This is a genomic window from Aquibacillus saliphilus, from assembly GCF_020404745.1.
GTDB classification, from domain to species: domain Bacteria; phylum Bacillota; class Bacilli; order Bacillales; family Amphibacillaceae; genus Aquibacillus; species Aquibacillus saliphilus.
Genome location: NZ_JAIZAP010000013.1, coordinates 16,857 through 39,314, shown reverse-complemented (window position 1 = coordinate 39,314; position 22,458 = coordinate 16,857). Strand labels below are relative to the sequence as shown.

At 37.2% G+C, this 22,458-nt stretch carries 17 protein-coding genes and 1 riboswitch; of the genes, 13 read left to right on the top strand and 4 right to left on the bottom strand.

All coding sequences use genetic code 11. The annotated features are described in order from the left end of the window. The first annotated feature begins 68 nt into the window (after window positions 1–68). From LD272_RS13795 to LD272_RS13745, 11 genes are all read left to right on the top strand, one after another. Window positions 69–1,619, top strand: coding sequence for a BCCT family transporter (locus tag LD272_RS13795; protein ID WP_226037198.1), 1,551 nt, complete (start codon window positions 69–71; stop codon window positions 1,617–1,619). A 218-nt stretch (window positions 1,620–1,837) separates the two neighbouring features. Continuing rightward, window positions 1,838–3,370, top strand: a complete 1,533-nt coding sequence (locus tag LD272_RS13790) for a BCCT family transporter (RefSeq protein WP_226037197.1) — start codon at window positions 1,838–1,840, stop codon at window positions 3,368–3,370. Window positions 3,371–3,498: 128 nt separating this feature from the next. Continuing rightward, window positions 3,499–4,338 (top strand): aldo/keto reductase, encoded by an 840-nt coding sequence (locus LD272_RS13785; protein WP_226037196.1) that lies wholly within the window; start codon window positions 3,499–3,501, stop codon window positions 4,336–4,338. Between the two features lie 251 nt (window positions 4,339–4,589). Next, window positions 4,590–4,826 carry a ferredoxin family protein gene (locus tag LD272_RS13780; RefSeq protein ID WP_226037195.1) on the top strand — a complete coding sequence of 79 codons (237 nt, stop codon included), beginning with the start codon at window positions 4,590–4,592 and terminating at the stop codon, window positions 4,824–4,826. A 770-nt stretch (window positions 4,827–5,596) separates the two neighbouring features. Continuing rightward, window positions 5,597–6,571, top strand: a complete 975-nt coding sequence (locus LD272_RS13775) for a ring-cleaving dioxygenase (RefSeq protein ID WP_226037194.1) — start codon at window positions 5,597–5,599, stop codon at window positions 6,569–6,571. A gap of 304 nt (window positions 6,572–6,875) precedes the next feature. Beyond that, window positions 6,876–7,727 (top strand): Cof-type HAD-IIB family hydrolase, encoded by an 852-nt coding sequence (locus LD272_RS13770; protein WP_226037193.1) that lies wholly within the window; start codon window positions 6,876–6,878, stop codon window positions 7,725–7,727. 72 nt (window positions 7,728–7,799) lie between these two features. Continuing rightward, a riboswitch (purine riboswitch) is annotated at window positions 7,800–7,899 on the top strand. Window positions 7,900–8,061: 162 nt separating this feature from the next. Beyond that, the gene (ade, locus tag LD272_RS13765; protein ID WP_226037192.1) at window positions 8,062–9,840 is read left to right on the top strand and encodes an adenine deaminase; all 1,779 of its coding nucleotides are present in this window, start codon (window positions 8,062–8,064) and stop codon (window positions 9,838–9,840) included. 608 nt (window positions 9,841–10,448) lie between these two features. Then, window positions 10,449–11,303, top strand: a complete 855-nt coding sequence (locus LD272_RS13760) for a VOC family protein (protein WP_226037191.1) — start codon at window positions 10,449–10,451, stop codon at window positions 11,301–11,303. Window positions 11,304–11,505: 202 nt separating this feature from the next. Continuing rightward, window positions 11,506–12,354: an NAD-dependent epimerase/dehydratase family protein gene (locus LD272_RS13755; protein ID WP_226037190.1), complete on the top strand. Its 849-nt coding sequence runs from the start codon at window positions 11,506–11,508 to the stop codon at window positions 12,352–12,354. A 36-nt stretch (window positions 12,355–12,390) separates the two neighbouring features. After that, a complete protein-coding gene (locus LD272_RS13750) occupies window positions 12,391–13,374 on the top strand; it encodes an aldo/keto reductase (RefSeq protein WP_226037189.1) in 984 nt (327 codons plus the stop codon). Between the two features lie 237 nt (window positions 13,375–13,611). Continuing rightward, entirely contained in the window at window positions 13,612–14,820 is a 1,209-nt protein-coding gene (locus LD272_RS13745; protein WP_226037188.1) for an ROK family transcriptional regulator, read from the top strand. 124 nt (window positions 14,821–14,944) lie between these two features. On the opposite strand, the gene LD272_RS13740 is transcribed toward LD272_RS13745, so the two are convergent. From LD272_RS13740 to LD272_RS13725, 4 genes are read right to left on the bottom strand one after another with little or no spacing between them, the layout of a single operon-like run. Beyond that, the gene (locus LD272_RS13740; RefSeq protein WP_226037187.1) at window positions 14,945–15,994 is read right to left on the bottom strand and encodes an aldose epimerase family protein; all 1,050 of its coding nucleotides are present in this window, start codon (window positions 15,992–15,994) and stop codon (window positions 14,945–14,947) included. 13 nt (window positions 15,995–16,007) lie between these two features. After that, the gene (galT, locus tag LD272_RS13735) at window positions 16,008–17,498 is read right to left on the bottom strand and encodes a UDP-glucose--hexose-1-phosphate uridylyltransferase (RefSeq protein ID WP_226037186.1); all 1,491 of its coding nucleotides are present in this window, start codon (window positions 17,496–17,498) and stop codon (window positions 16,008–16,010) included. An 8-nt stretch (window positions 17,499–17,506) separates the two neighbouring features. Then, window positions 17,507–18,502, bottom strand: coding sequence for a UDP-glucose 4-epimerase GalE (galE, locus tag LD272_RS13730; protein ID WP_226037185.1), 996 nt, complete (start codon window positions 18,500–18,502; stop codon window positions 17,507–17,509). Between the two features lies 1 nt (window position 18,503). Further along, window positions 18,504–19,688, bottom strand: coding sequence for a galactokinase (locus tag LD272_RS13725; RefSeq protein WP_226037184.1), 1,185 nt, complete (start codon window positions 19,686–19,688; stop codon window positions 18,504–18,506). Window positions 19,689–20,066: 378 nt separating this feature from the next. On the opposite strand from LD272_RS13725, the gene LD272_RS13720 reads away from it, so the two are divergent. Next, window positions 20,067–20,624 carry a nitroreductase family protein gene (locus LD272_RS13720; RefSeq protein ID WP_226037183.1) on the top strand — a complete coding sequence of 186 codons (558 nt, stop codon included), beginning with the start codon at window positions 20,067–20,069 and terminating at the stop codon, window positions 20,622–20,624. A 343-nt stretch (window positions 20,625–20,967) separates the two neighbouring features. Next, window positions 20,968–22,413, top strand: coding sequence for a glycoside hydrolase family 1 protein (locus LD272_RS13715; RefSeq protein ID WP_226037182.1), 1,446 nt, complete (start codon window positions 20,968–20,970; stop codon window positions 22,411–22,413). Window positions 22,414–22,458: the final 45 nt, after the last annotated feature.

Here is a 22,458-nt window from a genome sequence, read left to right as displayed (position 1 = left end):
GTCTGCAATGAATAGACATAGAGAAGAATTTGTAGGCACTTGCTCCTAACAAAATTAGGAGGAAAAAAGTGCAAAAAAGTGAAAGTAATTTATCAAGTAAATATACAGACAAAACAGTATTTATTATAAGTGGAGGATTGTTAATACTATTTGTAGTATTAGCTATGTTTGATCTAAAAATGGTGGAGGGGTGGATTAACACCTCTTTCGCATTTTCTGCTAAATATTTCGGTTCTTATTGGGAACTTCTGTTATTGGGTAATTTTGTAATTGGTATCGCGTTAGCAATCTCTAAGTATGGCAAAGTCCGTTTAGGTAAAAAAGATAAGCCTGATAATGGATATTATCGTTGGGTTGCAATGATCTTATGTACACTACTTGCAAGTGGTGGAGTTTTTTGGGCGGCTTCAGGGCCAATGAGTCATTTTATTACGACCCCGCCATTATTTGATGATAATTCTTCAACTCTCGCTGGTGTCGAGCCTGCCTTAGCGCAAAGCTTCCTTCACTGGGGTTTTCTAGCTTGGGCAATCCTAGGAACGTTAGCTACGATAGTATTAATGTATGTTCATTATCATAAAGGATATCCAATGAAACCAAGAGGAATGCTTTATCCAGTTTTTGGTGAAAAAATATTCCGTAAAAATAGTATTATTGGAAATGTAGCAGATATTGTATCCATTGTAGCTGTTGCCGCTGGTACAATGGGTCCTGTTGGATTTCTAGGATTACAGCTTGGATATGGATTAAATTCATTATTTGATGTGCCTAATACATTAGTCACTAATATTATTATTATTACTGCTCTAGTTGTAATAGCTGCAATTTCTGTTGCGACCGGTGTTGATAGAGGTATTCAGTTTTTAAGTAGAATGAATGTAGGTTTAACCATATTTTTAGCAATCTGTATGCTAATTCTTGGACCAACGATGTTTATTCTTAATAAATTTGTCTCTGCAGAAGGATTTCACATCCAAAATATGCTGACAATGGCTCTATATCAAGGAGATCAAGCATGGCTAGGTTGGTGGACGGTCTTTTTCTGGGGTTGGTTCTTAGGATACGGACCAATGATGTCAATATTTATAGCACGTATTTCACGTGGTAGAACAATTCGGGATTTAATCATTGCCGTTTCTATTGTTGCTCCACTAGTTACCAACTTTTGGTTTACTGTTGTTGGTGGTACCGGAATTAAAGCTGAATTAGACTCTCCAGGTTCAATTTCCGTTCCTTTCAATGAAGGAGGAATGCCGGCTGCAGTAATGGCGATAATGAGCCAATTACCATTAGGTTTTTACCTAGCAATTGGATTCCTGCTTGTGACACTCGTTTTCGTTGCAACAACTGTTGATTCAATTTCATACACAGTAGCGGTTACGTTAACTGGAAGTGACCAACCAAGTAGGCTAATTCGAGTGTTCTGGGTAATCATGTTTGGTGTATTGTCGATTGTATTATTAGCGATTGGTGAAAATAGTATTTCTGCTATTCAAAATTCAATCGTTGTAACAGCAGTTCCGGTTTCAATCCTGATGTTACCTACCCTTTGGGGTGCGGTGCAGATTGCCCGTAAACTAGGAGCAGAACAAGGTATTACTTCAAAAGTTAAGGAATAAAAGGAACTAATGTAACAGTAATATTTATAATATTTATAATAAAACTCTTCTCTCTCTAGTTTGCAAATTGAATTTGCAAAACTAGAGAGATTTTTTTATCTTTAATTAAATTAAAGATCGATAGTGCAAAATCAGTAATGAAATTTGTAGTAAGTGGGAAAGGTAATGAACAGGTCGATAGAGATTACTTTTAAATGTTGACGTCTAGGAGGATTATAATGCCACAAGAAAATAAAACAGATAAGACTGTATTTATTATAAGTGGAGGTTTACTTGTATTATTTGTAATTTTGGCAATGATTGACTTAGAAATGGTCGAATTGTGGATAAATACATCATTTGCCTTTTCTGCCAAGTACTTCGGTTCCTATTGGGAAGTACTTTTACTCGCAAACTTTGTTATTGGTCTTGGTTTAGCTATTAGCAAGCTTGGAAAAGTTAGGCTAGGTAAAAAGAATAAACCTGAAAATGGCTATTACCGGTGGATTGCGATGATTTTATGTACGCTACTAGCAAGCGGAGGTGTGTTTTGGGCTGCAGCAGAACCGTTGAGTCACTTTATCACAACTCCGCCTTTATTCGATGATAACTCATCCACTTTAGCTGGTGTTGATCCAGCATTAGCGCAAAGTTTTTTGCATTGGGGATTCCTAGCGTGGGCAATTTTAGGAACATTAGCGACCATCGTTCTAATGTATCTTCATTATAATAAAGGTTTTCCAATGAAACCAAGAGGGTTTTTATATCCAGTATTTGGTGAAAAAATATTTCGCCCAAATAATGTTATTGGTGGAATTGCAGATATTGTAGCAATTGTAGCTGTTGCTGCTGGAACAATGGGACCGATTGGTTTTTTGGGATTGCAACTGGGCTACGGTATTCATTGGTTATTTGATGTGCCTAATACATTAGTAACTAACATTATTATTGTTAGTTGTCTAATAATAATTGCTGCAATCTCTGTGGCAACTGGAGTTGACCGAGGAATTCAATTTTTAAGTAGAATGAATGTTGGTTTAACCGTGTTTTTAGCTATATGTATCCTAATTCTCGGACCAACAATGTTTATATTAAATAAGTTTGTTTCAGCAGAGGGATTTCATCTCCAAAATATGTTGACGATGGCTTTGTATCAAGGTGATGAGGCTTGGCTTGGTTGGTGGACCGTTTTTTTCTGGGGCTGGTTCCTTGGATATGGACCAATGATGTCTATTTTTATTGCAAGAATTTCGCGTGGTAGAACGATTAGAGAACTAATTATTGCGGTTTCAATTGTTGCGCCGTTAGTTACAAACTTCTGGTTCACTGTTGTCGGAGGAACAGGGCTTAAAGTTGAACTTGATAATCCTGGGGTAATATCTGAACCTTTTAATGAAGGAGGAATGCCGGCCGCAGTAATGTCAATTATGGGTCAGCTTCCATTAGGTTTTTTCTTAAGCATTGGATTTCTTCTCGTTACTCTCGTGTTTGTCGCTACCACAGTTGATTCTATTTCATATACTGTAGCTGTAGCGCTAACGGGTAATGATAGACCACATAAATTGATTCGCGTGTTTTGGGTGCTGATATTTGGGTTAATGTCGATCATGCTATTAGCGATTGGCGAAAATAGTGTTTCTGCAATCCAAAACTCGATTGTGGTAACAGCAGTTCCGGTTTCAATAATTATGTTACCGACATTGTGGGGCGCCGTTCAATCGGCTCGTAAATTAGCTGTAGAACAAAATATTAGTTCCCCAAGAAAAAAGTAATTTGAGGGTAGAGATAAAGTCCGTTTTTATATTGCTACAAATCAAGGAGGGTTTTCCTGGGAGCATTACTATTTAATTTATCAAAAATTTATGAGAGAATGGTTTTAAAGTGAGAAGGAGGCGTTTTCATGCTGGAAAATCTACAAGCTACAACAACACTCCACAATGGAGTGAAGATGCCGTGGTTAGGTTTAGGTGTTTTCAAAGTTGAGGATGGAGAAGAGGTTATAAGCTCCGTTAAATCCGCAATAAAAAATGGCTACAAAAGTATTGATACTGCTGCAATATATAGAAATGAAGAAGGGGTAGGTCAAGCGATTAAAGAATCGGGCATTGCTCGAGACGAATTGTTCGTAACCTCAAAGCTATGGAATGGTGACCAAGGATATCAATCAACAATAAAAGCCTTTGAAACAAGTCTTAATAAGCTAGGGTTAGATTACTTGGATTTATATTTAATACATTGGCCAGCTCCTGCTGTAGGAAACTATAAAGAATCTTGGAAAGCAATGGAAGAGCTCTATAAACAAGGAAAAATCAGAGCAATTGGTGTAAGTAATTTTAAAGAACATCATTTAGAAGATTTAATTAGTGATGCTGACATTAAGCCGATGGTGAACCAAGTGGAGTTCCATCCTAATTTCGCTCAAAAAGATTTACATAACTTCTGTAAACAACAAGGGATTCAACTAGAAGCATGGTCCCCGTTAAAACAAGGCCAGCTTTTGGATGACCAAACACTTATTAAGCTTGCAGAGAAATATGGTAAATCAACAGCACAAATAATTATTCGCTGGGTCTTACAAAAAGAGGTAATAGTGATACCAAAGTCAACAAAGGAACACCGAATTATTGCTAATGCTGATGTATTTGATTTTGAATTAACGGCGGAGGATATCAAAGTGATCGATGGACTTGATACGAATCAAAGAGCCTTTGCAGACCCAGACGAAATGAATAAAGTATAATTATAGGTAGGCGCCCATTTATGGACGCCTTCTTTCTTTTTTGCTAGATGACTTTTTAGAGTGGTGGTATCTCTAGTGGCATTATTTTGTTATAATTAGAAGCGCATTGCTTGCTACTTAACAAGAAATGTTATTTAACCTGAATCAATTTCATAGTTACCTTATGCGGACGGCAGCTGCAAGAAAAATCAGTAATATGAAATTGACTAAATCTAGGTAGAGTTAAATCTATACTGTAAGGGGGATTAACCTTGGCTTTTGTAATAACAGCTCCATGCGAAACTGAAAAAGCTGGCGAATGTGTATCGGTTTGTCCAGTTGATTGTATAGAAGAAGGAAAAGATCAATTTTATATAGATCCAGACATTTGTATTGATTGTGGTGCTTGTGTGGCGGTATGCCCGGTTGATGCAATTGAGGAAGAATATGATTTATCTCCTGAACAAGAAGTATATTTAGAAAAAGCAGAAAAATACTTCGGGAGTTAAGTTTATCGAATAAACGATCAGTCAAAATTGGCTGGTCGTTTTTCTTTTTTTACACGAAACAAAACATTTATCTTGAAATCGAGATAAAATTGAATTACTATTTACATGTACTAAAAATCTAATAGTTGACTAGAAAATCGGGATAGTATAGTTATATTAAGCAAAGACTCTTCGTGAGTATTGTTGCTTTAAATTATGTAAACCTTCACAGTTGATAGAAACTGCGACGTAACTTTTGCTTTCTTCCACTCTTTCTAAAATGAGTGCTAAATCAGCGCTGCGGAAATACACTTCGCTTTCCGCGGGTGGCTGCTGAGCCTCCTCGTGCTTGCGCACTGCGGGGTCTCATCTATGCCTTTCCTCCCGCAGGAGTCTTCGTGTATTTCCTCCGCTTAGAATAGCTTTTTGTTCAAGTGGGAAGACCCCCACGAAATGTTGTTTTTTACGGTGTATTGGCACTCATTAATCAGAACACCCATGTCCAGCGTAGGCAGAATACGAAGACTCCTGTGGGAACAGCACGAGTTCGAAGACCCCGGAAGAATCGTTTTTTGATTCTGAGGAGGCTGAGGCCGTGCCCGCGGAAAGCGACTGCCCGGAGCGGAAATCTACTCAGTAGTTACGTCGCAGTCTATAGAAATTACTCGTTACGATTCAATACTCGGAAACAACAATAAACATCTTCGGTGGGATGAATAACTACAGTCCCACTCTTGTAGAAAATAGCCTATGAAATAAATAAAAAAGCAATATAAAGGGAGTGTGATTTAATGGAAATAAAAGGACTTCATCACGTTTCTTCAATCACTGCTAACGCTAAAAACAATTATCACTTTTACACACAAGTTCTTGGCATGAGATTAGTAAAAAAATCAGTTAATCAGGATGATACAAGTATGTACCATTTGTTTTATGCTGATGAAATTGGCAACCCCGGTACCGATTTTACTTTCTTTGAGATACCGAGAGCAGGGAATACCTATCAAGGAAACAACAGCATATCATTTACATCATTACGTGTACCAGATGATAATGCGCTTGAGTTTTGGGAGAATCGGTTTGGTGAATATGATGTGAAACATGAGACTATTAAAGAGGAATTTGGTCGTTTGGTTCTTCATTTTCAAGATCCTGAAGGACAACGATTAGTTTTAGTTTCCGATCAAACGAATCAAGGCGTTGCAGGTGGAACTCCTTGGGATAAGAGTCCTGTTCCAAGAGGTAAAGGGATAATTGGTCTTGGACCATCGAGATTAACAGTTCCAGATCCAGAACCAACAGTAAAAGTGTTAACTGAAGTTTTGGGTTTTAACTATGCCGGGAAATATCCTGCATTTGTAGATGGACAACCTGAAATTCAGGTATTTTCAATAGGAGAGGGCGGTACAGGTGCTGAGGTTCACTTAGAACATCGTACCGATCTTCCTAAAGAAAAACCAGGACGAGGAAGTGTTCATCATGTAGCTTTTCGTGTTGATGATAATGACCAGTTGTCAGCTTGGAAGGATAAAATAAAGAAACAACGTATTCCGAATTCAGGTCTTGTCGATCGCTATTATTTTAAATCACTTTATTTTAGAGAACCAAATGGTATCCTGTTTGAACTAGCAACAGATGGACCTGGATTTGCAACAGATGAAGATGTTGAACATCTGGGTGAGAGTGTAGCCCTACCGCCATTTTTTGAAGACAAAAGAGCAGAAATAGAAGCTAAGCTTGAGTCATTAGATACAAAAACAAATTAAGGTAGCTTTTCATCCCGGTTAATATACTTAGCCGGGATTTTTTTGAGGTCGCCTTAAGCTTGGAGGGGCTAACAAGGCGCTTCCGCTTTTGTTTTTGAAAAGGTGCTGTAGTAGCCTTCTGCGTACATAGTAGCGTGTAGCTTGGAAAGTATATGGATAGGAAGGCTCATATTACTGGAATCGAAGTATTCATCGATGGAGCAGAATCATTATTGTAAAAAGTTTATCTATTTATTTAAAAGATATATACTAGATACTTACTATTTGGATAAATAGAGATCAAAAAAATTGTGGGGGAATACGTGTGATTTTTCAGCCTAAAGCTATATTTTTAGATATGGATGGTACAATTTTAAACCATCATAATCGAGTGACTATAAAAACTAAACAAGTGATTGATAATTTACGAACAAATGGAATTCCTGTCTTTGTTGCAACAGGGAGATCGTATGGTGAAATTAGTGAGTTAGTTCCTGAGGGTTTTACAGTTGATGGAATTGTAAGTTCTAATGGAATGGTTGTCCATGTAGGGGGAAATCTATTAGTTGAGAACACACTTCCGATGGACTTAGTGAACCATGTTATTGAAATGGCTCGTGAAGAAAAGGTTTACTATGAGCTATTCCCAAATCAAGGACCTAGAATAAGCCTACAAGAGGATAGACATTTTATTGAAGCGGAGATTAGTGGTTCTAAACCTGATAGTGTTGGTATTAATGAATGGTCATCACGAAAAGAAGCAATCGAAGATGAAATAGTTTGGAAGGATGCTTTAGATAGTGATAACTTTTCTAAGTTTTACTTCTTTAGTCGAAGGAAGGATAATATCAATGCCTGGAAGAATAAATTAGACCAGTTAAAAAAACAGATTGATTTTACAACATCCATCTCATCTGAACATAATGTCGAGTTAATGGTTGCAAATGTAAATAAGGCTACTGGAATCCAACATATGTTAGATCACTATGATATAAATAGACAAGAAATTCTTGCTATCGGTGATAGTAATAATGATTTACCAATGTTTGAACATGCTGGCTATTCTGTAGCAATGAAAAATGCTCCTGATCAGATCAAAGAAGTTGTTGATGAAATTACCGAATACACATGCGATCAGGACGGCGTATATCACTTTTTGAATGAAAGATTTCTGTAAAATAAAGTAGTGGATGGAGATGGAAAAGGGGTTTTTGCCATCTCCATCCTACTTCCTGTATAATAAATAGAGTACGTAAAATAGAATTATTCATGTATATGCTTGGAAATATGGTCCAAGCGTCTCTACCGAGTGACCACATCACTGGACTACATGTATGGAAAAAGTGCGTGATTAATACATCGATAGAATTGGTGTATAGTATTTCGTGCACCTCATATACATGTGGAACAGCCTAGGTACAGATTGCCTTAGGCTTTTTTTGTACTATTAAAACGCAATTTATCTATTTCTAATATCAAGCAATAATTTATAGAGGGGGAATTTAAAGAGAATGAAAAAATTATATGAAGTCAATAGAATGCTTGCAAAGGTTGCGCTAGGGGATGAGAAAGCTGACTTAATCATCAAAAACGGAATACTAGTTAATGTTATCTCAGGCGAATTGTTAGAAGGAAAAGATGTAGCAGTCAGTCACGGTAGAATAGCTTATGTTGGAAATGTCGGTCATACTGTCGGCCCTAAAACAAAGGTAATTGATGCAGAAGGTAAGTACATTACGCCGGGGTTAATGGATGCGCATATGCATGTGGAAAGCTCGATGCTATCGGTTACTGAATTTGCCAAAGCGGCAATTGCGAAGGGTACGACTGGAATTTTTATGGACCCACATGAAATAGCTAATGTTTTTGGAGTTGAAGGGGTTCGGCTAATGCATGACGAGGGCCAGCAGTTACCGTTAAAAGTCTTTACTACCTTTCCATCGTGTGTTCCTGCGACTGATGATTTAGAAGACGCTGGTGCAACATTAACTGTTCGGGATATTAAAGCGGGTCTCACTTGGAATAATGTTGTCGGATTGGGCGAAGTAATGAATTTTCCAGGTGTCATTTATGGCAATGACAAAATGACTGGAGAAATAGAGGAAACGATAAGGGCAAACAAAACTGTGACTGGACACTTCCCAGATGGAACTGATCAAATGTTACAGGCTTATATCGCTTCTGGCGTAAGTTCTTGCCATGAAACAGTAACCAGGGAACAAGGATTGGAGAAGCTGCGTCTAGGTATGCATGTGATGATTCGAGAGGGATCCGCTTGGCATGACGTCAAAGAAGTAATTAAAATCGTAACTGAGGACCTAGTTAACACGGATAACATATTGCTCGTCACGGATGATGTTTATCCACAAACACTAGTGGAAAAAGGGCATTTAAATCATGTTGTTCGTCGCGCTATTGAAGAAGGTGTAGATCCAATAACCGCAATTCAAATGGCGACGATAAATGTCGCTCGTTACTTTAAGATGGATACTGATATAGGTAGTATAAGTCCTGGGAAATGTGCGGATATCTTGTTGATAGAAGACTTGCAAAAGATAGAGCCTACAACAATTATTGCTGATGGACAAGTTATCGTGGAAGATAATCATGTTATTGCGGATTTCCCTGAATTTAATTACCCTGAACATGTGAAGAAGTCGGTGAATCTAGAACGTAACCTTCAACCCGGTGATTTTTTGTTACACTCGAAAACTACGAACCCTAAAACAAAAGTCAATGCAATAAAAGTAATTGAAAACAGTGCTAGAACAGAAAAAACTGTTGCCGAACTAGAAGTAACAGATGGGGTCATCCAATCAGATTTAGAAAATGACGTGCTTATGCTTGCTTGTATTGAGCGCCATCATGCCTCTGGTCAAATAGCTTTGGGTTTTGTAAATGGTTTTAAGCTAACAAGTGGAGCGGTTGCATCAACTGTGGCACATGATAGTCATAACCTTCTTGTTATGGGTACTAATTCAGAAGATATGGCGATTGCTGCAAATAAATTAGCCGAATCAGGTGGAGGAATGATTGTTGTAGACAATGGGGAGATTTTAGCTCATGTGAAAATGCCAATTGCAGGTTTAATGTCTGATCAGCCATTAGAAGTTGTGGTAGAAGAAGTGAACCAATTAGAACAAGCATGGAAAAAAGTTGGATGCCCGTTACATGCACCGTTTATGACATTCTCTCTGATTGCTTTACCAGTAATACCAGATACTCGGATATCGAATCGTGGCCTTGTTGACGTAACGACATTTCAACTTATTGAAACAGAGATTAGCTAATGCACGTTTAGTCTCTGCTAAATTCTCATTCTTGACATCTGAAGATATTTGTAATAAGTTAGTTACATAAAGTAACTAACTTATTATTTTATAGTAACATGATTCACATTGATTAAGACTGTTTTTAATAGATCGTTGGTTTGACACAAAAACTATAGAATCGACGTAACTTGGGTTAGGATTTGCTTTCATCCACTCTAATTGAATCGAGTGCTATACAATCGCTTCAGCAGAATACTTCGCTTTCCGTGGGCACGGCCTCAGCCTCCTCAGAATCAAAGAACAATTCTTCCGGGGTCTTCGGCTCGCGCTGTTCCCACTGGAGTCTTCGTATTCTGCCTACGCTGAGTAGTTGTGTTCTGATTAATGAGTACCTAAATGCCGTAAAATCAATGATTCGTGGAGTTCTTCCCACTTGAACAGAAAGCTATTCTAAGCGAAGTGTATTTCCGCAGCGCTGATTTAGCACTCATCTTATAAAGAATGGAAGAAAGCAAAAGTTACGTCGCATTTTCTATCAAACACGAAGTAACGATATTTAGAAAAAGCACTTTGATTAATTATTTTTTTAAAATAGATACTAAGGATAAAAAGGGAGCTGAATATTGATGGAGAAGAATTTTTTTCGTGAGCCAAATACCTATGTGGGACATGTCGAATTAGTAGTTCAAGACCTGGACCGCTCTATTAAATTTTATAAAGAAGTGATTGGTTTAGACTTGTTAGAACAAACATCAAGTAAAGCAGTGTTAACAGCTGATGGTAAAAGAGCTTTATTAAGTATTGAACAGCCTGAAAATGCGATGCCTAAACAGGGTAGAACAACAGGGTTATATCATTATGCCATTTTGGTACCTAGTCGTTTGGATTTGGCTAAAATATTAAAGCACTTTGTTGAGCTTAATGTGCAATTAGGAGCTTCAGACCATCTAGTAAGTGAAGCTTTGTATTTAAATGATCCTGATGGAAATGGAATTGAAATATACACAGACCGCAAAGCTACAAGTTGGACCTGGGAAGATAACCAAGTGGTAATGGCTGTTGATCCGTTAGATGCTGAAGGTATTCTTGCAGAACTACAGGGCGAAACTTGGGAAGGACTCCCAGCTGAAACAGTTATGGGCCATATTCATTTACATGTAGCAGAGCTTCAAAAAACGAGAGAATTTTATAGCGATGGACTTGGTTTTGATGTCGTCTGCCAATTTGGTACGCAGGCATTGTTCATTTCTACTGGCCACTACCATCATCATATTGGTTTAAATACATGGAACGGAGTTGGTGCTCCTGCCCCAGCAGAAAATAGTGTTGGATTGATATCATTTTCACTCGTTTTTCCGAGTGATGAAGTAAGACAAGAAAAAGTTGTTCAGCTACAACGCTTAGGTTATGATGTCGAGGAGGATAACGGAGTGTTGATTACCGAAGACCCTTCGCATAACCGTATTAAATTAACAGTTTAAGATCAAGCAATAGTTTGTAGGTGAGCAAAGAGCCAATTGATTTTCAGTCAATTGGCTTTTTGTTTTTTTAATAATGATATTAGTTGAATAGAAGGCTTTGGAAAAATAAATTGTATTTTCTAATCAATTTATTTTAAAACTTTATATGAAGGTAGTATAATAGAATGTGAAAGCGCAAACAAACTTGGGAGAGGTGTTTTAAATGAAAAAAGTTGTTATTACTGGTGGAAGTGGTTTGTTAGGACCATCAGTTATTGAAGAGTTTTTACAGCATGGATATGATGTACTTAATGTCGATCAAAAAATACCTGAAAACCCGTTGTGTGAAACTATTATTGCAGATTTAAACAATTTAGGTGAAGTATATGATGTTTTAACTGGAGCAGATGCAGTTGTTCACTTAGCAGCAATACCAAGAGCGTACATGTTCCCGGCTGATGTAACATTTAGAAATAATGCGATGTCAACATATAACATTTTAGAAGCGGCTGGAACGCTTGGCATAAAGAAAGCGGTTATTACTTCAAGTGAGTCATCATATGGAATCGTATTTTCGAAAAGGGATTTAAAACCGCAATATGTTCCAGTTGATGAAGATCATCCAAGATTTCCTGAGGATAGCTATGGATTGTCTAAGATAGTAAATGAACAAACTGCTGAAATGATTAACAATCGAACGGGTATGCAAGTAGTTTCCCTGCGAGTTGGAAATGTGATTGCGCCTCATATGTATAAAAACTTCCCAGGCTTTATTCATGAGCCAGAAGAAAGAAAAACAATTATGTGGAGTTATATCGATGCTAGAGACGCTGCATCAGCCTATCGATTATCTGTTGAAAAAGATAATTTAGGAGTTGTTGCCTTAAACGTAGGGGCAGATAATTCTAGTATGGATATTAAAAGTCGTGATTTAATGGCCCAGGTTTATCCAGACGTAACAGATTTCCGTGAAACACTATCAGGCTATGAAACATTATTTAGCAACAAAAAGGCCAAAGAAGTTTTAGGCTGGCAGCCAGTACATAACTGGAGAGATTATGTAAAGCTATAAATTTAGATAAATAAAATTACTAAAGGTTGTGTATATATGAGATATCGATCATTAGGAAAGACAGGTATGGAAATTAGTGAACTCAGTTTTGGTACATGGGCTATTGGTGGCGCATGGGGAAAAACAAATGATGAAGAAGCGTTAAAAGGTTTAAATAGAGCAATGGAGGCGGGTGTCAATTTCTTTGATACTGCTGACGTATATGGTGATGGACATAGTGAGGAATTGCTAGCAAAAGCTACTAAAGGAAAAGAAGATGAAATTTACATTGCAACAAAATTCTGCCGTGCTGGCGATATCCATGATTTAAACACGTATTCAGAGAAATCGATAACTGATTATTGTGATGCAAGCTTGAAACGATTGAATCGAGATTCAATAGATTTATTTCAAATTCATTGTCCTCCATTAGAGATTTTAAAAGAGGGTAGTGTATTTAAGGTATTAGATAAGTTAAAAGAGCAAGGGAAAATCCGTAACTATGGTGTAAGTGTTGAAACAGTTGAAGAAGGCCTATATTGTTTAGAGCAACCTAATGTTAGTACACTTCAGGTAATATTTAATATATTTCGTCAAAAATCTATTGAAGAACTATTCCCTAAAGCGAAGGAAAAAGGAGTAGGAATCCTTGCGCGTGTACCGTTAGCGAGCGGCTTATTAACTGGTAAATTTTCAACGAATCATCAATTTGAATCAGATGATCACCGTCAATTTAACCGTAATGGTGAAGCATTTAATGTTGGTGAAACCTTTGGAGGAATTGAGTTTTCAAAAGGTGTAGAACTGAGTAACCAATTGAACTGGATAGCTGAAGGAAGAGGCAATATGACTAGAGCGGCGCTAAAGTGGATATTAGAACACGATGCTATTTCCTCTGTCATCCCTGGTTTTAAAACAGTTAAGCAGGTAGAAGATAATTTAGAAGCAGTAAATGCGAAGGACTATTCTAAAGAAGAAATGGAAAAGTTAGCAGACTTTTATCAGACTGAAGTCCATTCACATATTCGCGGACCGTATTAAGTATTTAAGGAAAGGGGGGATCAAGCTACCACAGTTGATTACCTCCTTTTTTAAAACTGTTTTGACGTTGATGGAGTTACTTAGTTTCATAATACTGATCTTTGTAATTGTCACCCAGATATAGTTGGTATAGACTATCACCAAACTATATGTGTGTGACAACGGCTACATAAGGAAATTATGTAATTGAATCAATGTGTTATAATTAAGGAAAAGTTTGCGGTGGAGGATTCGTTCATGCAAAGAGGCAGCTTCCAGTGGATGAAGTCGTTAAATAAGTCTATTATTCTCAATAAAATTAGAACAAGCGGATCAATTTCAAGGGCACAGATTGCTAAGGAAACGAAACTAACTCCTCCGACAGTCGGAACAATTGTTAAAGAGTTAATAGACCAGGGAATTGTTAAGGAAAGTAATTTAGGAGTTTCCAAGGGCGGAAGAAAACCAAAGATGCTGATTATTAATAATAGCGAATTATTTATTATTGGTGTTGATGCAGGTCCAAACGATATCGAAGTGATTATTACAGATTTATCAGGTAATATCTTAGATCAGTCAACTAAATTAATAGAATCAGCCAAAACAAATGAACAGTTCTTGCAATTATTGAAGGATAGTATTAGCGATATCTTATCAAAATTCACTATTCTACATGATAAGATTATCGGGATTGGTGTGGCAATGCATGGTGTAGTAGAGGTCGATTCAGGAACTTCATTGTTTGCTACTAATTTAAATTTAAAAAATATCCCTATCAAGAAAGAACTGGAAAAAACATTCGACTTTATTGTTAAGGTTGAAAATGATGCCAGAGCATACGCCTTAGCGGAAGCGTGGTTTGGTCAAAATGAAAACATAAACAGTATGTTAGTTGTTAATATTGGTAGAGGCATCGGAGCGGGTATGATTATCGAGGGTAAGCTATATCACGGTGAGCATGACATAGCTGGAGAAGTTGGACATATGACAATAGATATGAAAGGTGAAATATGTGAGTGCGGCAATCGAGGTTGTTTACAAACAGTTGCTTCAGGTCCAGCAATTGTTGAGAAAACAAAGTCTGCGATTGCTTTAGATAACAAAAGTTTACTAATTGAGAAGTTAACTAAGAGTGGATCAGAGCTAACTGGAGAAACGGTTTATCAGGCTGCATGCGATGGGGACCAGTTGTCTATAGATATTTTTGAAGAAACAGGCAATGTAATCGGGATAGGCTTAACGAATCTAATTCATATTTTCAATCCAAGTAAGATTGTCATTGGCGGAGGAGTTTCAAAAGCAGGATCGTTTATTTTGAATCCGATAAAACGAACAATTGAACAGCGTGCGTTGACTAGTGAAGCAAAAAAAACAGAGGTAATATTATCCACGTTAGGGACACATGCAACAGCTTTAGGTGCGGTGGCTCTACTTTTAGTTGAGTTGTTTAAGGCCGATAAATCATAAGACCAAAAGCTCCAGCACCTTCGAAATAAGCAAGCCGCTTATTTCCGGGTAGGCGCCGGAGCTGGACGTGGTTAACATAGTAATTAATTATCTACACCTATCCATTTTCTACTAAAAATTTCTTCTATTCAGCAAACGTGTTGAATTGAAAGCTCGTTTTAGAATAATATTTCTCATCCTTATCTAACACAATAGTTGGAAAACCTTGATGGTTTAAAGAAGCTGTAGGTGATTGTGTTTCTAAGCAAAGGCCTAAGTATTTTTTCGAGTTGCGTTCTTTCAAATTCAGCTGATCATCCATAGTAGTTGAAGTATAGAATACAACTCCTGGTTGATCTGTAGTTACAACTAGTTCACGACCGCTAGTATGCTCCTTAACAATAGCTTTTTCTTCTTTTGTGTTGTCAAAAAGGAAGTAGTGATCATAACCGTTATTTGCAACTAAGTTTTGTTTATGTGTGGATGTGGTCCCATCTTTGATTTGACGACCATTTCTGAAGTCAAAAACTGTGTTTTCTACTGAAGCCTTGTTTCCTGTCGCTATTAATTGTTCATCTAACTCGACGAAATGACTACTATCTAATGTCACCTCATGTTGCAAAACATCATCTTTCAAATCACCACTTAGGTTGAAATAAGAGTGATTCGTAGTTGTTAATACTGTTTTCTTATCTGAAGTTCCTTCATAGGTGATTGAGAAGTTGTTATCATTACCTAATGTATAAGTGACTTTCATCGTTAATTCTCCTGGATAATTACCCTCTCCATCTTTGCTTGTATGGGAAAGGTGTACTCCTACTTCATTTTCTGTTTGAAAAGTTTCAGATTCCCAAACAACAGAATGAAGTCCATTCGGGCCACCGTGTAGATGATTTTCCCCATCGTTTGGAGTTAGATTAAATGTCTCACCGTCTAATTCAAACTGTGAATCTTGTATTCTACCGGCTACTCTGCCAATTAGTGCTCCAAAAAAGACGGGATTCGTTAGATAGTCTTTGTAATCTTTGAAACCTAAGACAACGTTTTCGAAATTATTATTACGATCTGGTGCGAGAATTTCAGTAATGATCCCCCCGTAGTTTAGGAAACTTACTTCCATTCCGTTGTTATTAACTAAAGTGAAAAGCTTCCATTCCTGGTTAGGAACTGAAATTTCTTTACTTTTAATATCCATAACTACACTCCTTCTACTTGTTAAGGTCTGCTGTGAATTTTTCAAAAGCAGCTCTACCTTGTTGATTCGTCTTGAAAACGCCGGAATCCTCTAATACTCTAGTGAATTTTTTACCTAGTTCATCCTCCAAAATACTGTCGACATTTGTAGTGTCGATAACCTTATAGTTAGTTTTTATCTGGGTTGCCCATTCTTGGTGATAATCGGTAACTTGACTAGCTTCATTTAATAAAAACTTACGAATTTCTTCTAATTCACTTTTAAGCCGCTCTGGTAAGACTGCAAGCCCCATTACCTCAATTAAACCGATATTTTCTTTCTTGATATGATGGACATCTTGGTGCGGGTGAAAAATACCAAATGGGTGTTCATCTGTCGTTCTGTTGTTTCGTAATACAAGATCTAATTCGAATAAGCCATCGCGCATTCTAGCGATAGGTGTGATGGTATTGTGACTTGTTTTATCAGTAAATGCTTGAATATCAACTAGTGGGTCACTATAATTTTTCCATTTATTGAGAATATGAGTTGCTGCGGCTATCAATTCTTGCCTATTGTTAGACCTTAGTCTAACAACTGATAATGGCCACCTAACTACCATGGCATCAACCTCGTTGAAACCGTCCAGTTTAAACGTGAATTCGTCAGTTGCCTCTGTCATTGCAAATGTATAGCGGCCACCTTGGTAATGATCATGACTTAAAATGGAACCACCAACAATCGGAAGGTCTGCATTTGAGCCAATAAAGTAATGAGGAAATTTATCGACGAAAGCAGTTAAACGTTCAAAGGTTCCTTTGTCAATTTTCATCACTCTATGTTCTTCTGCTAAAAGAATACAGTGCTCATTGTAATAAACATAAGGCGAGTATTGTAGAAACCAGTTTTCTCCTTCAAGTGGCACATTAATAATGCGATGATTGGAACGGGCTGGATGTCCTGTACGTCCAATATATCCTTCATTTTCAACACATAAAAGGCATTTGGGGTAACTGATTTTTTGTTTCATAGCACGTTCCCGCTTCAATTGCTCAGGATCCTTTTCTGGTTTAGACAAGTTGATGCTGATGTCCAGGGAACCGTAAGGAGTTTCTGTCTTATAATGTATATTCTTACTAATGCGTTTCATCTGGATATAATTGCTGTTTTTACTTAAGTTATAGAAATAATCAGTTGCTAGCTCAGGTGATTGTTGGTAGTTTGAATAAAAAGTATTATTTATTTCTGATGGCTTTGAAATAAAGCAATTCATTAGTTTGGCAGAAAGTACTTCTTTATCATCTAATACATCGTCAATTAAGTCCTCGGCAATTGCATAACTGATGATATCCTCAAGCAAATCGGGAATAGATTTATCGGTTGTCGCAATAGGACTAGTTTCAAATTTGTGGACATTTAATAGTCCAAGAAGCTGGTTTCTAACATAGACCCGGTCTCCTTGTTCAATGAGTTGACCTTCAATTCCTTTTTCCACTAGCTGAGTAACATGTAAAAAGATAGACATAGTTTAGACTACACTCCCTTCTGGTAACCTGCGGGATTCGCTTGATGCCAGTTCCATGCATCTTCAATAATTTTATTAATCGATGTTTTCTTTGGGATCCAGCCTAATATGCGCTTCGCTTTATCTGAAGAAGCAATTAACACGCTTGGATCTCCTTTTCGTCTTTCACCTATCCTAGCTTGTATCTTATCACCTGTTACAACTCGTGCAGTATCAATGATTTCTTTAACGGAAAAACCTTGGCTGCTTCCGAGATTAAATACGTCACTTTTTCCGCCATTTTTCAAATAACTTAGAGCCAAAAGATGAGCGCCAATTAAATCTTCAACATGAATATAATCACGGATACATGTACCATCCTCAGTGTTGTAATCTTCCCCAAAAATAGTGATGTGTTCCCTTTGGCCTAAAGCTACTTGTAGAACAATAGGGATTAAGTGTGATTCAGGTTGATGATCCTCACCAATTTCACCAGTCGCCCGTGCACCTGCAACATTAAAATACCGCAGTGATACATAGTTAATGCCGTGGGCCGCTTCACACCACTTCATTAATTTCTCCATCGTTAACTTTGTTTCCCCGTATGTGCTCGTTGGAAGTGTCCGCATATCCTCAGTAATCGGGACAGATTCTGGCTCCCCGTAAGTAGCAGCAGTAGAAGAGAATACGATGCTTTTAACATCAAACTCTTTCATGGCTTGTAATAACACTTGTGTGCCATAAACATTATTATCAAAATACTTCAAAGGATCCTCCATTGACTCACCAACTAACGAATTAGCTGCAAAGTGAAGAACAGAATCAATCGATTCATTTTCAAATACATCTCTTAAAAAGGTAATATCCCTTATATCACCGGGATAAAAAGTAGCATCTGGATGAACTGCATCACGGTGCCCTGTTTCTAGATTATCAATCACTACCACGTCTTGTTTGTTATCTATTAGTTGGTACACAGCGTGAGAGCCAATGTATCCAGCTCCCCCTAACACTAATACGCTCATTTTAAAGGACTCCTTCGTTAGTTAATTCTTTAGCTCCATCACCAATTGAAGCTATATAAAATGTAGCATCGTATCCTATTTTATCACGATAGACAGTATTAACATTTTGCTTAAAGTTATTTACTTGATCTTTGTCTACGATCGCAATAGCACAACCGCCAAATCCGGCACCAGTCATTCTTGCACCTAAGACACCTTCTTGTTTCCATGCCGTCTCTACAATGGTATCTAGCTCCAGTCCAGTAACTTGATAGTCATGCTGTAAGGATAAATGGGACCTATTCATTAGTTCACCGAATTTCTTTATGTTCCCTTCCTTCAATCTTGCTAATGCTTCTAGTGTACGTTCGTTTTCATAGACTGCATGTTTTGCTCGTTTTTTGTCTGTGTCATTTTTAATAAGATGCTTATAGTTATCAAACTTCTCTTTTGATAATTCTCCTAAACTCAAAATATCAAGTTCTGATTGTAAATCAAGTAACGCCCGTTCACATTCACTACGTCTTTCGTTGTATTTCGAACCAGCTAGCTCTCGGCGTTTGTTTGTATTAATAATTATAATAACATGATTTGCTAAATCTATCGGGGCATAGTGATAGTTTAATGATTGGCAGTCTAACAAAATAGCATGATCCTTTTTGCCTTTTCCAATCGCAAATTGATCCATAATACCGCTGTTTACCCCAATATAATGATTTTCGACTTGTTGCCCGATTAAAATCATACGGATTCGGTCTATTTCTAAATGGAAAAGTCCTTCAAGCATAACTCCAGTAACCATTTCTAGTGAGGCGGATGACGATAGACCGGCTGCATTAGGGATGTTTCCGAAAAATAAAATATCCGCCCCCGAGGTGATCGAGTGACCTTCATTCTTTAGATATTGAATCATTCCTTTTGGATAATTGGCCCAGTCATCACTCTTTTTAAAGTCTAGATTCGATAGGTCACTTTCAATTATCTCGTCACTTGGAAAATTCATTGAATGAAACCGTATTCTTTTGTCATCACGTTTTGTTGCTAGGGCATAAGTACCGAATGAAATCGATGCGGGAAAGACATGGCCTCCATTATAGTCGGTGTGTTCACCAATTAAATTAATACGGCCGGGTGCAAAAAATGTTCGCGGTGTTTCTTTGGTTGAAAAAACAGATTGGAACCTTTCAAATAAATAGTTTAAATCCATTTTAAAAACTCCTCCTTTAGCTTAAATAGGACTTAATTAAATTAATTTATTAACTATAACTTTACGCCAATTGTTAGATAAATACAAGGTATTTTGTCTCTAGTAAATAAGCGCTATCTTTACAAAAATCATAGGGAAAGCCTAGATATCCAGTAAAACCTGATTTTGTAGAATACATTCATGAAATAAAGTTTGGATAATCGGAGGTTTGTTCGCGGATTATTCAGATAATAAAAGGATGTTCCTTCTGAGTTTACAAGTGAAATGCTTTTAAACACTTTTTTTGTTAGGGATTATCATAGTATAATGGTAATTGAGAATCAATTTCATTTAATTTTGTTGATGTGATTTTAACAAATAAACGAGGAGAGAAGAGACATGAACCTATCCCAACTTATTAAAGAAAGACGCTCAATCCAATTATACGAGGACAAGGCTGTATCAATTGATCAAATAAAAGCGATGTTAGAGACCTCGGTATGGGTACCAAACCACAAAATGACTCAGCCGTGGCGTTTTGTTTTTGTAAATGGTGAATCGAAGAAAAAAATTGCTGAGATTAATAGAAAGATGTCTGAAAAAGGTAATACTATAGAAGAACGTAAAACAACTGGTGAAAATGCTTATAATAAAATAATGAATGTACCATTGCTCTTAATGGTTATTATGGATGAAAATCCAAACCTTAAATTTCGAGATGAAGACTATGCAGCTACTAGCTGTGTGATTCAAAATCTAAGCTTGCTAGCGTGGGAACAGGGAATCGGGATGATCTGGAAAACCGGTCCAATTACAATAAATCCAGAATTTAGAGAGGTAGTTGGCGCAGTACGAGGTGAAAGAGTAGTAGGTATGCTTCAGCTTGGTTACCCTGCTAAAGTTCCAAAATCTAGACCGAGAGTTGACGTTAATAGCGTTATTACAGAACTAAACTAGTTGTTTAATAATAGAAATTAAGACAGTGTTATGTAAATGATAGTGAACGTCTGATTTAAAGCTGTTAACTCAAATTTAGGTAACTACATTACTCGACTATTAAGACCCGCAAAGCTAGTTTACTAGTAAGTATGAGTTAGTAAATGAGCTTTGGTAACAACTTGTTCCCTTTATGTAACAGGTTGCAGAAGAGAAAACAAAATACTTTCTATTGAAAATCTATTTATATTTAAAGAACAAATGTTTACTATAAGGGTAGGATAACGTTTTAGTTACGTGCCAAGAATTAGCGTGACTAATTCAGTGTGGATAGCACATGCCACTTTTATTAGGAGGTTCTTAAATGGAACATAAAAAACTAACACCATTTCCGAAAGATTTTTTATGGGGCTCAGCCTCAGCAGCTTATCAAATAGAAGGTGCATGGGATCAAGATGGGAAGGGTCCTTCTGTATGGGATGTTTATACCAAACAAGAAGGAACCACATACAAAGGGACAAATGGTGATGTAGCAGTAGATCACTATAATAAATATAAAGAAGACGTAGCACTGATGGCAGAAATGGGTTTAAAAGCTTATCGTTTTTCAATTGCCTGGAGCAGAATTTTACCAGAAGGCCGTGGTGAGGTTAATGAGGCCGGTTTAAAATTCTACGATGACTTAATCGATGAATTAATAAAACATGATATTGAACCGCTGATAACTGTTTACCACTGGGATGTTCCGCAAGCACTGATGGAAGCTTATGATGCATGGGAGTCTCGTGAAATTATCGAAGATTTTGATAAGTACTGTTCGATTCTTTTCAAGCGCTATGGAGATCGTGTTAAGCACTGGGTTACATTAAATGAGCAAAATATCTTTGTTGGCTTAGGCTATCGTGATGCAATCCACCCACCGGGAGTAAAAGACCTGAAGAGAATGTATCAAGCAAACCATATAGCTAACTTAGCCAATGCTAGGGTAATCCAATCATTTAGAAAATTAGTTCCAGATGGAAAAGTTGGACCAAGTTTTGCTTACAGTCCAGCATATTCATATGATAGTAATCCAGACAACGTTATTTCAGCAGAAAATGCCGAAGAGATGAATAGTCACTGGTGGATGGATATCTATGTATGGGGTACTTATCCAAAATCAACATGGAATTACTTAGAAAAAAATGGTTTAGCGCCGACGATTGAAGCTGGAGACATGGAGTTACTTGCAAATGCAAAGCCTGATTTTATGGGTCTAAACTATTATCAAACTACCACATTTGAGCATAACCCACTTGAAGACGGCGTTGGTGCTGCAAAAATGAATACTAGTGGTAAAAAAGGGACTTCAAAAGATTCTGGAATACCGGGAGTATTTAAGACAATCAAAAATCCGTATTTAGGCACAACGGATTGGGATTGGACGATTGATCCTAAAGGTATGCGGATTGCATTGAGAAGAATTTCAAATCGCTATCAACTACCTATATTAATTACTGAAAATGGTCTAGGTGCATTTGATACATTAGAAGAAGGTGACGTAGTCAATGATGATTACCGAATTGACTTCTTAGAAAGCCATGTTAAAGAAATTCAAAATGCAATTTCCGATGGTGTTGATGTATTAGGCTACTGCACATGGTCTTATACAGACTTATTAAGCTGGTTAAATGGTTATCAAAAACGGTATGGTTTCGTTTATGTCAACCGTGATGAAGATGGCCCTAAAGATTTACGAAGAATTAAAAAGAAAAGCTTCTATTGGTATAGCGATGTAATCAAAGCTAATGGACTAGTAGATAGAAAATAAATAAGAGTGAAAAAAGACTGTTCCTAATAACTAGGGACAGTCTTT